The sequence below is a fragment of the Streptomyces sp. HNM0575 genome (assembly GCF_012726265.1).
Classification (GTDB): domain Bacteria; phylum Actinomycetota; class Actinomycetes; order Streptomycetales; family Streptomycetaceae; genus Streptomyces.
This window is the reverse complement of sequence record NZ_JAASAG010000001.1, coordinates 673,272-687,650: the sequence shown is the minus strand read 5'-3', so window position 1 is coordinate 687,650 and position 14,379 is coordinate 673,272. Positions and strand designations below refer to the sequence as shown.

Annotated in this window: 9 protein-coding genes; 4 read left to right on the top strand and 5 right to left on the bottom strand. The window is 74.3% G+C overall.

From position 1 onward, the window contains the following. Positions 1-18 precede the first annotated feature (18 nt). From HCC61_RS02780 to HCC61_RS02760, 5 genes are all read right to left on the bottom strand, one after another. On the bottom strand, positions 19-1,362 hold the full coding sequence (locus HCC61_RS02780) for an RNA polymerase sigma factor (RefSeq protein WP_169133848.1): 1,344 nt from the start codon (positions 1,360-1,362) through the stop codon (positions 19-21). Positions 1,363-1,671: 309 nt separating this feature from the next. Further along, the gene (gene dnaG / locus HCC61_RS02775; RefSeq protein WP_169133572.1) at positions 1,672-3,624 is read right to left on the bottom strand and encodes a DNA primase; all 1,953 of its coding nucleotides are present in this window, start codon (positions 3,622-3,624) and stop codon (positions 1,672-1,674) included. Positions 3,625-4,770: 1,146 nt separating this feature from the next. After that, the gene (locus tag HCC61_RS02770; protein WP_169133571.1) at positions 4,771-6,045 is read right to left on the bottom strand and encodes an FAD-dependent oxidoreductase; all 1,275 of its coding nucleotides are present in this window, start codon (positions 6,043-6,045) and stop codon (positions 4,771-4,773) included. 340 nt (positions 6,046-6,385) lie between these two features. Then, positions 6,386-7,924, bottom strand: coding sequence for a deoxyguanosinetriphosphate triphosphohydrolase family protein (locus HCC61_RS02765; RefSeq protein WP_240968355.1), 1,539 nt, complete (start codon positions 7,922-7,924; stop codon positions 6,386-6,388). Positions 7,925-8,081: 157 nt separating this feature from the next. Then, positions 8,082-9,218: a CbiX/SirB N-terminal domain-containing protein gene (locus HCC61_RS02760; RefSeq protein ID WP_169133570.1), complete on the bottom strand. Its 1,137-nt coding sequence runs from the start codon at positions 9,216-9,218 to the stop codon at positions 8,082-8,084. A gap of 415 nt (positions 9,219-9,633) precedes the next feature. On the opposite strand from HCC61_RS02760, the gene HCC61_RS02755 reads away from it, so the two are divergent. From HCC61_RS02755 to HCC61_RS02740, 4 genes are all read left to right on the top strand, one after another. Then, positions 9,634-11,892: a molybdopterin oxidoreductase family protein gene (locus HCC61_RS02755; RefSeq protein ID WP_169133569.1), complete on the top strand. Its 2,259-nt coding sequence runs from the start codon at positions 9,634-9,636 to the stop codon at positions 11,890-11,892. Between the two features lie 222 nt (positions 11,893-12,114). Then, entirely contained in the window at positions 12,115-12,801 is a 687-nt protein-coding gene (locus tag HCC61_RS02750) for an ElyC/SanA/YdcF family protein (protein WP_240968433.1), read from the top strand. A 245-nt stretch (positions 12,802-13,046) separates the two neighbouring features. Next, entirely contained in the window at positions 13,047-13,790 is a 744-nt protein-coding gene (locus tag HCC61_RS02745; RefSeq protein WP_169133567.1) for a class I SAM-dependent methyltransferase, read from the top strand. A gap of 172 nt (positions 13,791-13,962) precedes the next feature. After that, entirely contained in the window at positions 13,963-14,376 is a 414-nt protein-coding gene (locus tag HCC61_RS02740; protein WP_169133566.1) for a VOC family protein, read from the top strand. Positions 14,377-14,379 lie beyond the last annotated feature (3 nt).

The window sequence follows — 14,379 nt, the reverse complement described above, 5'->3', positions numbered from 1 at the left end:
CCGCGAGGTCAGTCGAGATCAGTCGAGGTAGCCGCGCAGCTGGTCCGCGAAGGCGTGGTCGCGGAGCTTGGCGAGGGTCTTGGACTCGATCTGCCGTATGCGTTCCCTGGTCACGCCGAACAGCCGGCCGATCTCCTCCAGGGTGCGCGGACGGCCGTCGTCCAGTCCGTAACGCAGCTGTACGACCTTGCGTTCACGCTCGCCGAGGGTGGAGAGCACCGCCTCCAGGTGCTGCCGAAGCAGCAGGAACGCCGCCGACTCCACGGGTGAGGGGGCGTCGCCGTCCTCGATGAGGTCGCCGAGGTGTACGTCCTCCTCCTCGCCGACGGGTGCGTGCAGCGACACGGGTTCCTGTGCGAGGCGCAGCACCTCGCAGACGCGTTCGCCGGTGAGGTCGAGGTGTGCGGCGACCTCGTCGGGCGTCGGTTCCTGGCCGCGTTCCTGAAGCAGCCTGCGCTGGACGCGTACGACGCGGTTGATCAACTCGACGACGTGCACGGGCACTCGGATCGTGCGGGCCTGGTCGGCGAGGGCGCGGGACATCGCCTGCCGGATCCACCAGGTCGCGTACGTCGAGAACTTGTAGCCCCGTGCGTAGTCGAACTTCTCGACCGCCCGTATCAGCCCGAGGTTTCCCTCCTGCACCAGGTCCAGCATGGTCAGGCCGCGGCCGATGTACCGCTTGGCGACCGAGACGACGAGCCGGAGGTTCGCCTCGATCAGGCGGCGCTTGGCGATCCTGCCCATCACGACGAGCTGGTCGAGTTCGTGCGCGAGAGGGCCGTCGGGGTGGGTCGCCGGGGCGGTGAGCTTCTCCTCGGCGAACAGGCCGGCCTCGACGCGCTGGGCGAGTTCGACCTCCTCGGCGGCCGAGAGCAGCGGGATGCGGCCGATCTCGCGCAGGTACTGGCGGAAGAGATCGGCGGACGCGCCGCTGCCCGCGTCCTCACGGGCGGGCTTCTCGTGCCGGTCCTGTTCGCCGTGGCCCGGCTGCCGCGGCTCTTCCGCGGGGGGCGGGGCGGCGGGCGGTGCGGGGAGCGGCACCGCCGGGACCGCCGGGACGGCTGCGGGCGGACCGGATGCGGCCGGGCCCGACGGAGGCGGGGTCGATACGGGCGGGCTCGATACAGGCGGGGTCGGTACGGGCGGGGTCGGTACGGGCGGAGCAACCGGCGCGGCAGCGGCGGCGGTCGCCGATGCGGTCGCGGTCGCCGTCGCGGCGGCCAGGGCGGAAACCGCCGATGCGGCGGGAGGAGCCGCGCTGGTCAGGGTCCGGGTCTGCACGAGGGAGACCTCCAGTGTGCTCGCTGCCGGTTCGGGGGGCGGCGTACATGCTGATCGGATCCGGGGGCTCTCCGGCATGCGCGGCCGGCGCACGCCCCGCTCCAAGGACTCAAGCACCGCCCACCAGTGTGGGGTACGACACACTCCGGCCACGAGGGTCGTGCGCCCAGTTTCTGGAATGGACGGTGACTTTTCGCATACGTACGGCTACGACCCCGCTGCGGGCCCTGGCCGTCGAAGCGTGTACGGGTGGGTCTGACGTGGGCCGGGCCCGAGGCGATGCGCGGCACGCGGCACGCGACTCGGCGCGGCCCGCGGCTCACCGTGCCGCGGGCACAAGACTCACGGCGCGCCGCGGCCACGAGGCTCACCGACGCCCGAGCGGTCTCAGAGCGCCGCCGCTCCACGCTCCTGTAGGGAGCGGCCGTACTGCGTGAGCTGCCAGATCTCCTGGCGCACGGCCGCCGAGCGCTCGTCGTCGCGCTGGGCCTCCAGGCGGCGGGCGCTGCTCTCCAGGTCGGCGATGCGGGCGTGCACGGCGGCGAGGCGCACGGTGACCAACTGCATTCCCGCGTACATCTCGTCGGGCTCGCGGCCCCGGGCAGCGCGCAGCGGCTCGACGACGAGTTCGTGCACGAGGGCCCGCACGCCGTCGTCGGGCGCGGCGTCGCGGACGCGGTTGACGAATTCGTCGTCCGCGCCCGTCACTCCGCCCGCCGCGTCGACGGCCTCGCGGACGGCGGCGTAAGGCGGTGCCGTGAACTCGTCCGTCTCATAGGCGTCGAAGGCCGGTGCGACCAACTCGGGGCGCTGAAGGGCGAGTTTGAGCAGCTCCCGCTCGACGCGGTGTGCCGGGCTGCGGAGGTACAGGGCGGGACCGGAGTGCGCGGACGGGCCCCCGGACGGTCCGCCGGACGAGGTGGCGGGTGCGCCCGCGCCCGGCGGAACGCCGGCGGAACGGCCCCGTGCGGGGCCGCCGGCGCCGGATCGCGACGGGCCGGGGTGGGCCTGGCGGCGCTGCGCGAGCTGGGCGACCCTGCGCACCACGAACTGCTCGTCCAGGATGCCGAGCAGCCCGCCCAGCAGCACCGCGTAGTCACGGCGGATCGACGCGTCCTTGATCTGCGCGACGACGGGCGCCGCCTGCTCCAGCGCGGCCGAACGGCCCTCCGCCGTATCGAGGTTGTGCTCCCCCACGATGGAGCGGATGGCGAACTCGAAGAGCGGCGAACGGCCTTCGACGACCTTCGCCACCGCCTCGTCGCCCTCGGCGATCCGCAACTCGCAGGGGTCCATGCCCTGCGGGGTGATCGCGATGGACGTACGGGCCGCGAACTTCTGGTCGTCCTCGAAGGCACGCAGGGCGGCCTTGCGCCCGGCCGCGTCGCCGTCGAAGGTGAAGATGACCTCCGAGCCGGAGTTGTCCATCAGCAGGCGGCGGAGGATCTTGATGTGGCCCTCGCCGAAGGAGGTGCCGCTGGTGGCGATCGCGGTGGTGACGCCCGAGAGGTGGCAGGCCATCACATCGGTGTAGCCCTCGACGACGACCGCGCGGTTGCCCTTGGCGATGTCCTTCTTGGCCAGATCGATGCCGTAGAGCACCTGCGACTTGTGGTAGATCGGCGTCTCGGGAGTGTTGAGGTACTTCGGGCCGTGGTCGTCCTCGCGCAGCTTGCGGGCCCCGAAGCCGACGACGTCGCCGGTGATGTCGCGGATGGGCCACATCAGCCGGCCGCGGAACCGGTCGATGGGGCGGCCGTTACGGGCCTCCTGGGCCAGCCCGGACAGGGTCAGCTCCTTGTCGGAGAAGCCCTTGCCGCGCAGGAAGCGCACCAGGTGGTCCCAGCCCGCCGGGGCGTAGCCGATGCCGAAGTGGCCGGCGGCGGCCTCGTCGAAGCCGCGCTCGGTGAGGAAGCGGCGCCCCGTCTCGGCCTCGGGGCCCGCGAGTTGCTCGGTGTAGAACTGCGCGGCGACCTTGTGCGCCTCGACGAGACGGGTGCGCTCGCCCTGCTGGCTGGCCCGGCCGTAACCCCCCTCCTCGTACCGCAGGGTGACGCCCGCCTGGGCCGCCAGCCGCTCGACCGCCTCGGAGAAGGAGAGGTGGTCGACGCGCATCACGAAGTCGAGGGTGTCGCCGCCCTCCTGGCAGCCGAAGCAGTGGAACAGGCCCTTGGACGGGCTGACATGGAACGAGGGCGACTTCTCGTCGTGAAACGGGCAGAGCCCCTTCAGATTGCCGCCTCCGGCGTTGCGCAGCTGAAGGTACTCCGAGACCACGGCGTCGATCGGGACCGCGCCCCGTACCGCCTTCACGTCCTCGTCGTTGATCCTGCCCGCCACACCGCAGATTGTACGGCGGGCCTGCGACACCCCTGGCGGGGCGGCCAGCCGACGAGGGTGCGCTGCCGCGCGCGGTGGGGCGCGGCGCGGGGGCCGCACCCACCGGCGGGCGCGTGGGCGCCCCGACGGGCACGGCTCCGCCGTGACCGGTGCCGACGGCACGGGCACAACAGCGGGCACGGAGCGGGGTGCGCTGCCGCGCGGGTGGGCCGCGGGGAGGGACGCAAGGGCCGCACCCCAACGCGGGCGCACCGGCGCCCCGGCAGGCACGGCTCCGCCGTGACCGGTGCCGACGGCACGGGCACAACAGCGGGCACGGAGCGGGGAGTTGACGTTCCGTGGCCGGGGGCGCGGGGCACACGCGCAGACAGGCCGCCGTCGCGGGCAACCCCGCGCGACACCTGCCGCAGCACCCTTCGCCTCCGGCAGTGGCACAACAGCACGTCAGCCTGACGGCTGCCGCGAGCGTGGACGCGCGGCGCGGTGGCCGTAACAGGCGGGGCACCGCCATAACCGCCGACGGCACCGCACAACATCGGGCGCACGCCGAGGCGTTGGCGCCTCCGGGCGCGTGGACGGCAACACGACGGCACACACGGGACCGAGCCGCTACGGCCCGGAGCGCGGGCGTCGCTGCCGTGGGCGCGCCGCGCGGTGGGCCGCAACACGCACGGCTCCGCCATCGGTGCCGACGGCACCCGCACAACTGCGCGCGCAGGGCGAGGCGTTGGTGTCAGCCGCCCACCGGGCCGCGGCATGACGCGGCACCCACCGGCAGCACCTTCGTGCTGCGCCTGCCGCGGGCATCAGGGCAGGCGCAGCATCGCCCTCGCCTCGGCTGGCGGGACAACGGCGGCGACAGGCCGGGCCGTTACCGTCGCCGGAGCCCGGGCGCCCGTGGGCGCCCGGCCAACCCCACACGCAGGCACCCCGGGCGACGCCCGCCGCAGCGCCCCTCGCCCCGGCAGCAGCACGTCAGCCTGGCCGCTGCCGTGGGCGTCGACGGGACGCGCACAACAGCGGGCGCCCGCCAGGGCGTTGGCGTTCGCCGTACAGCCGCCGCGGGATGACGCGGCACCACCGGCGGCACCGCCGGAATCGCAGGTGCCGACCCGGCCGTCGGCGAATGCGCGCGCCCGGCGCGCGCTACCCCTTGTCGGGGGCGGGGCCCAGGTCGGGGAGGGGGACGTCCGGGTCCGCGAGGGTTTGGGGGTCGACCGGGGTGCCCGAGCGGATCAGGTCCTGGACGGCTGCGGTGACGTCCCAGACGTTCACGTTCAGGCCCGCCAGTACGCGGTCGTCGCGCAGCCAGAAGGCGATGAACTCGCGCTTGGCGACGTCGCCCCGGCACACCACCTGGTCGTAGGTGCCGGGCGGCGCGTAGCCGGAGAACTCCATGCCGACGTCGTACTGGTCGGAGAAGAAGTAGGGCACGCGGTCGTAGACGACGTCGCGGCCGAGCATCGAACGTGCCGCCGCGGGACCGCTGTTGAGGGCGTTCGCCCAGTGCTCGACGCGCAGCGGCCCGCCCCACGGGGTCTCGCGCAGGGACGCCACGTCGCCCGCGGCGTAGACGTCGGGGTCGGAGGTGCGCAGCGCGGAGTCCACGGCGACGCCGCCGCTCGGGCCGGGGGCGAGTTCGAGTCCGGCGGCCTCGGCGAGCGAGGTGCGGGGCGCGGCCCCGATGGCGGCGAGGACGTCGTGGGCAGGGTGCTCGTCGCCGTCGTCGGTGCGTACGGACTGCACCATGCCGTCCGCGCCGGTGATCTTCGCCAGCCGCGCCCCGAAGTGGAAGCGGACGCCGTGCTCCTGGTGGAGGTCGGCGAAGAGCGTGCCCATCTCGGGGCCGAGCACGGAGTGCAGCGGCGTCGGTTCGGGTTCGACGACGGTGACCTCCGCCCCGTACTCCCGCGCGGCCGCGGCGACTTCGAGCCCGATCCAGCCCGCCCCGGCGATGACGAGGTGCCCGTTCTCCTGGCCGAGCGCCGTGAGCCTGCCGCGCAGCCGGTCAGCGTGCGCGATGCGGCGCAGGTGGTGCACGGAGGCGAGGGACGTGCCGGGGATGTCGAGGCGCCGGGGCTCGGCGCCGGTGGCCAGCAGCAGCTTGTCGTAGTTGAGGCGGGTGCCGTCGCCGAGTTCGAGGCGCTTGGCGGGGCGGTCGAGGCGTACGACGGTCTGGCCGAGGTGGAGTTCGATGTCGGCGCCCGCATACCAGGCGGGCTCGTGCACGAACACGCTCTCGCGCTCGTCGGAACCGGCGAGATACCCCTTGGAGAGGGGCGGACGTTCGTAGGGGTGGTCGCGCTCGTCGCCGATCAGGATGACCCGGCCGGTGAAGCCCTCGGCACGCAGGGCCTCGGCGGCTTTCGAACCCGCCAGCCCTCCGCCGACGATGACGAACGTCCGGTGTGCGTCGACCACTTGGTTCCTCCTAGCTGACCTGACCCCCCGACGGAAACTCCACGTGCGAGCGTCCCGCATCGGGCGGGCAGCGGGAAGAGGCCCCGGGCAGGTGACGGGCACAACCGGACACGAACGGGCCACGAGGCGGTGCGAACGGGCCACCCGCGGACATGTCCGGGCACGCGGCACTCGTGCCGAGGGCCCGCAGGTCAACGACCACGGACTTCGTCCTCCGGGGCCATCGGGCTACGGCCCGCGCCGCCGGTCCGGGGCGGCCACCGGGCCACGGCCCGCGCCGTCCGCACCGTCCGCGCCGTCCGCGCCGTCCGCGCCGTCCGCGCCGTCCGCGCCGTCCGCGCTAGAGGATCCGTCTGCCGCCGCGCCGCCCCTCGCGGGTCAGGCGTGCGTGCAGCGAGCGCGCCGAGACGTCCGTCAGCGCGGCGATCTGGTCGACGACGACGCGCAGCCGCTCCGCATCGTCCCGCGCCTCCCCGTACAGCGCACGGAACTGCGGATCGAGACCCTCGGGTGCGCGTGCGGTCAGCGCGTCCGCGAGTTCGCCGAGCACGACGCGCTGATCGGCGCGGAGCCGTTCCAGGTCGGGCCGCTGCATCACATAGCGGTCCGCGACGGCCTTGAGCACCGCGCACTCCAGGCGCACTCCGCGCGGCACGACGAGTTCGGCGGCGTAGCGGGTGAGCGGTCCGGAGCCGTACGCGGTACGGGTCGCGCCCTCCGCGGCGAGGGCGAAGCGGCCGATGAGCTGGCTCGTGGCGTCCTTGAGCCGGGCCTGCGCGACGGCGGAACCGTCGTAGCTGTGCGGCCACCACTCCTGGTCGAGCAACCGGTCGAGCGCTTCGGCGAGTTCGCCGTGATCGGCGTCGGGCGCGTAGCGGCCCGCGGCGACGTCGAAGATGTCGCGCCGTTCGGGCTCGGCCAGCAGCATGTTGGGGTCGAGATGGCCGGCGTGCAGGCCGTCCTCGACGTCGTGCACGGAGTAGGCGACGTCGTCGGACCAGTCCATGACCTGCGCCTCGAAGCACGTACGGACGCCGGGTGCGCCGCGGCGGAACCATTCGAAGACGGGCAGGTCGTCCTCGTACACGCCGAACTTGCCGGAGGACGGGTCGTGGGGGTGGGAGCCCCGGGTCCAGGGGTACTTGGTGGCGGCGTCGAGCGCGGCCCGGGTGAGGTTGAGGCCGACGGGGATCAGGGCGCCGGGGCGCACGGCGGTGCCGGGGCGGGCCGTGCCGCCGGGACGGGGCCTCCTGCCGCCGCTCTCCGGGTCCGTGACCCGTTCCGGGGCCGGTTGCGGGCCGGAGTACGGGTCCGGGTACGGGCCGGAGTCCGGGTGCGGGCCGGAGTCCGGGTACGGGTCCGGTTCGAGAAAGCGCTTCGGCTCCAGCCGGGAGAGCAGCCGCAGCGACTGCGCGTTGCCCTCGAACCCGCCGCAGGGCGCGGCGATTTCGCTCAGTACGCGTTCGCCGTTGTGCCCGAACGGCGGATGTCCGAGATCGTGCGCGAGACAGGCCGCCTCCACCAGGTCCGGATCGCAGCCGAGCGCCGCGCCCAGTTCCCGTCCGACCTGTGCGCACTCCAGGGAGTGGGTGAGGCGCGTGCGCGGGCTGGCATCCCACGCCTGCGCGCTGGTGCCGGGCGCGACGACCTGGGTCTTCCCGGCGAGCCGGCGCAGCGCCGCCGAGTGCAGTACGCGTGCACGGTCGCGCTGGAAGGCGGTGCGGCCCGGCCGCTTGTCGGGCTCCGGGGCCCAGCGCTCGATGTCGGACGGGCCGTAGGAGGCGGCCGTGGTCCCGTCCGGACCGCCGCTTCCGCCGGTACCGGTGGCGCTGCCCGTGCCGGTGCCGCCGGGCGTCTCTGTGTCGTACGTGCCGTGCATACGCCGACCGTAGCGGCAGGCCCGCCGGACGGGTCCGGGCGCTTGGCCGGGTGCGTGCGAAGGGGACCCGGACGCTGCCCGGCGCCGCGGCCTCCCCGGCGGAGGCCGCCCGCGAAGCGGCCGTACGTCAAGCGGCCGTACGTTGAGCGGCCGTCCCTTAAGCGGCCGTCCGTTGAGCGGCCGTTCGTTGAGCGGCCGTACGTTGAGCGCCCGTTCGCGAAGTGACCGGGAACGAGGCTCCCGTCGGTGAAGTGAGCGCGCACGAGGCTCCCTCGCGCGAAGTGGCCGCCAGCGCCTCGTCGAAGCGGTGCAGTACGAGCCGTACCAGTGCCGGATGCGCGCCCAGCGGCGCGGAGACCGCCCACGGTGCCTCGGCGGCGCAGCGGGCGGCGAAGTACCCGGGCGCCGTGAAGCAGGAGGCGAGAGCGATGCGGCGGTGCCCGTCGGCACGCAGGGTCCGTACGGCCTCGGCGACCGTGGGGCGCGCGGCGGAGGCGTATCCGGGCAGTACGGGAGTGGTGCCGCCGAGCCGTTCGCGCAGCCCGGCCGCGATGTGCCGGGTGCCGTCCGCGGACTCCGGATCGCGCGAGCCGGCGGCGGCGAGGACGACGGCGTCCGGTGCCAGAGCGTAAGGGCGGCCGGGGCGCCGGGCGGCACCGGTGACGGCCACGGCACCGGCACCAGTAATGCCCCCCGCACCGGCCCCCGCACCGGCTCCGACTCCGGCCGGGGACCCGGCACTCGTCTCGACCGCGGGCCCGGCCCCCGGCCCGAGGCCCGGCCCGAGGGTGGCCGCTGCCTCGGCCAGCCGGTCGTGCAGTGCCTCGGCGAGCAGCGGGTGCGGGCCGAGTGGTCCGGCCACTGTGCCGCTCAGATGCGGAGCGTCGGCGAGTGCACGCGGGAGATCGTGCTTGACGTGGTGTCCGCGGCCGAACAGCAGTGGCACGAGCACCACTTCGCTGCCGCGCGGCAGCCCGGCGAGGGTGTGCGGCAGGGCGGGTTCGTCGATCTCCACATGGCCCAGTTCGACGCGGAGCCGGGGGCGTGCCGCCCGTACGGCCGCGAGCAGCCGTGTGACGGTGCGCAGCGCCGCGGGGTCGCGGGAGCCGTGGGCGACGGCCACCAGTACGGGGGCGGGTGCCGGGGATACGGGAGCGGGTGCCGGGGCGGCCGCCCCCACGCCGGTGGCCGTGCTCCTGACCGTGCTCCTGGCCGTGCCCCTGGCCGTGCCCCTGACCGCAGGCGGCCGGATCGCGGTCAGCTGGGTGTGGAGCTGGGCGGAGAAGCGGGTCATGAGCTGAGCCGTACTGTCGAGGCCGGGCAGGGGCGGCGGGGCGGACGCAGGTACGGGAGCCCGTCCGGCTGCGGATCCGGATCCGGTCCGCGCCCCGGCTCCGGGCTCGTGCCATGACCCGGTCCGTGACCGGTCTCGCGTCTCGGTTCGCGTCTCGGCTCGTGACTGGACTCGTGACTGGGCTCCGGAATCACTTCCGGATGCCGTTCCGGGTTCGGTTCCGGGTTCGAGGCCCGGCAGATGCGGCGCCGTCATGATGCGATGCTGCCGGGCGGTGTTTGCCGTGCTGTTGCGGCCGTGGCGTCACTTCGTTGCGATGACCTCACCGCCGGGGCCGCGGCGGGCTGAGCACCGGTTGCCAGGGCCGTTACGCGGACCGCGGCCGTACGTAACAGGAGCGCCACACGCTGACGCCATGCACGCGAACTCCGCGGACCCCGGCACCGTACGGCCCGTGACGGCCCCGTCCGGAACGGACCCGCACGGAACCGACACGCATGGAACCGACACGCACTGCCCGTACTGCGCCCTCCAGTGCGGGATGACGCTGCTCCCCTCCCCGGCGGGCGGCGACCCCGAGGCCGACCCGGAGTCCGGACCGCGGCCCGGGCCCGGACTCCGGGTCGCCGAGCGCCCGGACTTCCCCGTGAACCGGGGTGCCCTGTGCGGCAAGGGCCGTACGGCGGCCGAGCTGCTCGCCCCGCACGCCCGCCTCACCCGGCCGCTGGTCCGGCGCGCCGCCTCCGGTGAACTGGAGCCCGCCGGCTGGGAAGAGGCGCTGGACCTGGTCGCGTCGGCCCTGTCCCGTACACGTGAGACATACGGCCCGGACGCGGCCGGTGTCTTCGGCGGCGGGGGCCTGACCAACGAAAAGGCCTACGCGCTGGGCAAGTTCGCGCGTCTGGTGCTCGGCACGTCGCAGATCGACTACAACGGCCGCTTCTGCATGTCGTCGGCGGCGACGGCGGCCACCCGCGCCTTCGGTCTCGACCGGGGGCTGCCGTTCCCGCTCGCGGACGTGGCCCGCACGGACTGCGTGGTGCTCGTGGGCTCGAACCTCGCCGAGACGATGCCGCCCGCGCTGCGGTACATCAGCGAACTGCGCGACAGCGGCGGCACGTTGATCGTCGTGGACCCGCGCCGCACCCGCACCGCCGAGCAGGCCGACCTGCACCTCGCGCCGCGGCCCGGCACCGATCTGGCGCTCGCGCTGGGCCTGTTGCACCTGCTCGTCGCCGAAGGGCGCCTGGACGGCGAGTACATCGACTCCCGTACCAGCGGCTGGCCCGAGGCCCGCAGCGCGGCGATGGCGCACTGGCCCGAGCTGGTGGAACGCGTCACGGGGGTGTCCGTTCCCGAACTGCGCGACGCGGCACGGCTGTTCGGCGAGGCCCGGCACGCCATGGTGCTCACCGCCCGCGGGCCCGAACAGCAGTCGAAGGGCACCGACACGGTCGGCGCATGGATCAACCTCTGCCTGGCGACGGGACGTCCGGGCCGTCCGCTCTCCGGCTACGGCGCCCTGACCGGGCAGGGCAACGGGCAGGGCGGACGCGAACACGGCCAGAAGGCCGACCAGTTGCCCGGCTACCGCCGTCTCGACGACCCCGCGGCCCGTGCGCACGTCGCCTCCGTGTGGGGCGTCGATCCGGAGAGCCTGCCCGGCCCGGGGCGCAGCGCGTACGAACTTCTCGACGCGCTCGGCGGCGACGTGCGCGCGCTGCTGCTCGCCGGTTCGAACCCCGTCGTCTCCGCACCGCGGGCCGCACACGTCGAACAGCGGCTGCGCGCGCTGGACTTCCTCGCCGTCTGCGACGTCGTGCTGTCCGAGTCGGCACGCCTGGCCGACGTCGTGCTCCCGGTCGCGCAGTGGGCGGAGGAGACGGGCACCACGACCAGTCTGGAGGGCCGGGTCCTGCTGCGCCGCAAGGCCGTCGACCCTCCCCCCGGCGTGCGTACGGACCTGGAGGTGCTGGAGGGGCTGGCGGCGCGGCTCGGCTGGGAGAAGGGGTTCCCCGCCGATCCGGAGGAGGTCTTCGACGAGCTGGGCCGTGCCTCGGCGGGCGGGCCCGCCGACTACTCGGGCATCACCTACGGCCGTATCGCGGAGGAGGACGGAGTGTTCTGGCCGTGCCCGGAGCAACAAGGGTCCGGCTCCGTGCATCCCGGCACTCGCCGGCTCTTCCTCGACCGTTTCGCCACACCGGACGGGCGGGCGCGCTTCGTCCCCGTGATGCACCGGCCCGCCGCCGAGGAGCCGGACGACGAGCATCCGCTGCGTCTGACGACGGGCCGCGTGCTCTCCCAGTACCAGTCGGGCGCCCAGACGCGCCGCGTGGACGCGCTCAACGACGCGGCGCCCGGGCCCTTCGTCGAGCTGCACCCGCGGCTGGCACGGCAGTTGGGCGCGGAGGACGGTGACGCGCTCGCGGTGGTCTCGCGGCGTGGACGTGCGGTGGCACCGGCCCGGGTGACGAGCGGCATCCGTCCCGACACGGTGTTCATGCCGTTCCACTGGGGCGGCGAGGGCCGCGCCAACTCGCTCACCAACCCGGCGCTCGATCCCGACTCTCGGATGCCCGAGTTCAAGGTGTGCGCCGTGCGCGTGGAGCGGGCGCACCCGCAGGAGGAGCCCACGTACGAGCCCAACGGTGCAACCGCGCCCGGCAGTTGACGCGTCACACGGGGCGTGCCTCTCAGACGCAGACGTACGCGATCCCGCACGGCCCCCGGCTCCCGCACGAGCGGCTGGCCCGAGGCCCGCAGCGCGGCGAGCGCCGCCGGCCCGGCGAGCACGACCACCGCGAGCCCGGGCACGGGCACGGGCGGCACCAGCCCGGGCACGGGCGGCACGAGCCGTACCGCCCGCCGCAGACGTGCCGTTCAGGCCGTAGCGCTGTGCTGCGCGCTCGCGCTGCTGCCCGCCACCTGGCTGCGGCTGTCCACCGACGACGTACGCATGGATGCGGGCACCGCGGACGCACCGTCCGCGCCCGTCGCCCTGGTCTTCGGCGCCGGGCTGTGGGACGGCGAGCCGTCCCCGTACCTGGCGCACCGACTCGACGCCGCCGCCGACCTCTACGAACACGGCAAGGTGCGGGCGGTGCTCGTCACCGGCGACAACAGCCGCGAGGAGTACGACGAACCGGACGCCATGCGCGACTACTTGACCGACCGCGGAGTCCCCGCACGGCGGATCGCCGCCGACTTCGCGGGCTTCGACACATGGGACTCGTGCACGCGAGCCGTACGCGTCTTCGGCGTGAGCCGTGCGCTGCTGGTCAGCCAGGACTTCCACATCCGCCGCGCCGTCGCGCTGTGCCGTGCGGCGGGTGTCGACTCCTACGGCGTCGCCGTGCCGGAGCCGCACGACAGGACCTGGTACGCGGGCGGCGTACGCGAGATCCCCAGCGCCGCGAAGGCCGCGTTCGAGGCGGGCGTCACGCCGGACCCGCACTTCCTCGGGCCGCACGAGCCCGGCGTGGACCGCGCGCTCGCGGACGCCCGCGGGAAGGGGGCCGCCCACGGGAAGGGGGCCGCCCACGGGAAGGCGGCCTCCCGCGGCCAGGCAGACCGCCGGTAGCCGGGCGGGCGGGATACGGACCGCCGGTAGCCGAACTGCCGGTCCGCGGGCGGGCGGTGGCCGGACGGGCGGGATACGAACCGCCGGTCGCCGGGCGGGTGATGGCCGGACCGCCGGTCGCCGGGCGGGCGGTGGCCGGACGGGCGGGATACGGGCGGGGCCGGACAAGGGCCGCGGGGATGCGGGGATCGGGAGCGGCGTTAATCCGCGCGACACCGGCCGGACCCGGCGGCACACTGCCCGCCATGGACCGCCGAGTGATCAGCAGCCTCGCCCACCGGGACCATCCCGTCGCCGCTCCGCTGAGCGACGCCTCCGTCGGACGCCTGCTCGACCGCGCCCTGCCGCGCGGCGACGAGCGCCTGCTCGACCTCGGCTGCGGCGCGGCGGCCTGGCTGCTGCGGGCGCTGGCCTCGCGGCCGCGGGCCCGCGCGGAAGGCGTCGAGGTGTCCCCCGAGGCGCTGGCCGCGGCACACGAGGCGGCCCGCGCCGCCGGAGTGCACGGACGGCTGACGCTGCACGAGCAGGACGCGGCGGTCTTCACCTCCCCGCACGCCTTCGACCTCGTACTCGCCGTCGGCTCCGCGCACGCCTTCGGCGGTCTGCTCGCGGCTCTCGCCACGGCCCGCGGACACCTCACGGCAGGCGGCTACCTGCTCGTCGGAGACGGCTTCTGGGAGCGCGAGCCGTCGCCCGCCGCGCTGGCCGGACTGGGCGCCTCCCGCGAGGAGTTCGGCGATCTCGCCGCGACCGTGGACCGCGTCGCGGCGGACGGCTGGACGCCCGTGTACGGGCACGTCAGCACGCAGGACGAATGGGACGACTACGAGTGGTCGTGGGCGGGATCGCTCTCCCGCTGGGCCCTCGACCACCCAGATCATCCCGACAGCGCCGACGCCCTCGAAGCCGCGTCCGCCCACCGCGACGGCTGGCTGCGCGGATACCGGGGGACGCTCGGCTTCGTCACGCTGCTGCTGCGCGCGACGTGAGAGCGCCCGGACGTAAGAGCGCCGGGACGTAAGAGCCTCTGCCTCTGGAGGAAGACTCCGCCCGCGGCGACGAGTTGCCGCCGCAGCGACGAGTTGCCGCCGGGGCGATGAGTTGCCGCCGCGCCCGCGGTCCGTATGGGCACAGGGAAAAACAGCGGAAAGGCGGCATACCGTGTCCACGAAGATCTTCGTCAATCTCCCCGTGAAGGACCTCGACAAGTCCCGGGACTTCTTCTCCCGGCTCGGATACTCCTTCAACCCCCAGTTCTCCGACGAGAACGCGGCGTGCCTGGTCATCAGCGAGGACATCTTCGCGATGCTGCTCATCGAGCCGTTCTTCAAGTCGTTCACGAAGAAGGAGGTCGCCGACTCCCGTACCAGCACGGAGGCGATGATCGCGCTGAGCGCCGACAGCAGAGCGGCGGTCGACGAGCTGGCCGACAAGGCACTGGCCGCGGGCGGCAGCACCGCGGGCGAGCCGCAGGACCACGGCTTCATGTACGGGCGCGCCTTCTACGACCTCGACGACCACCACTGGGAGGTCGTGTGGATGGACCCGGCGGCGATCGAGCAGCAGCCGGCCTGAGCG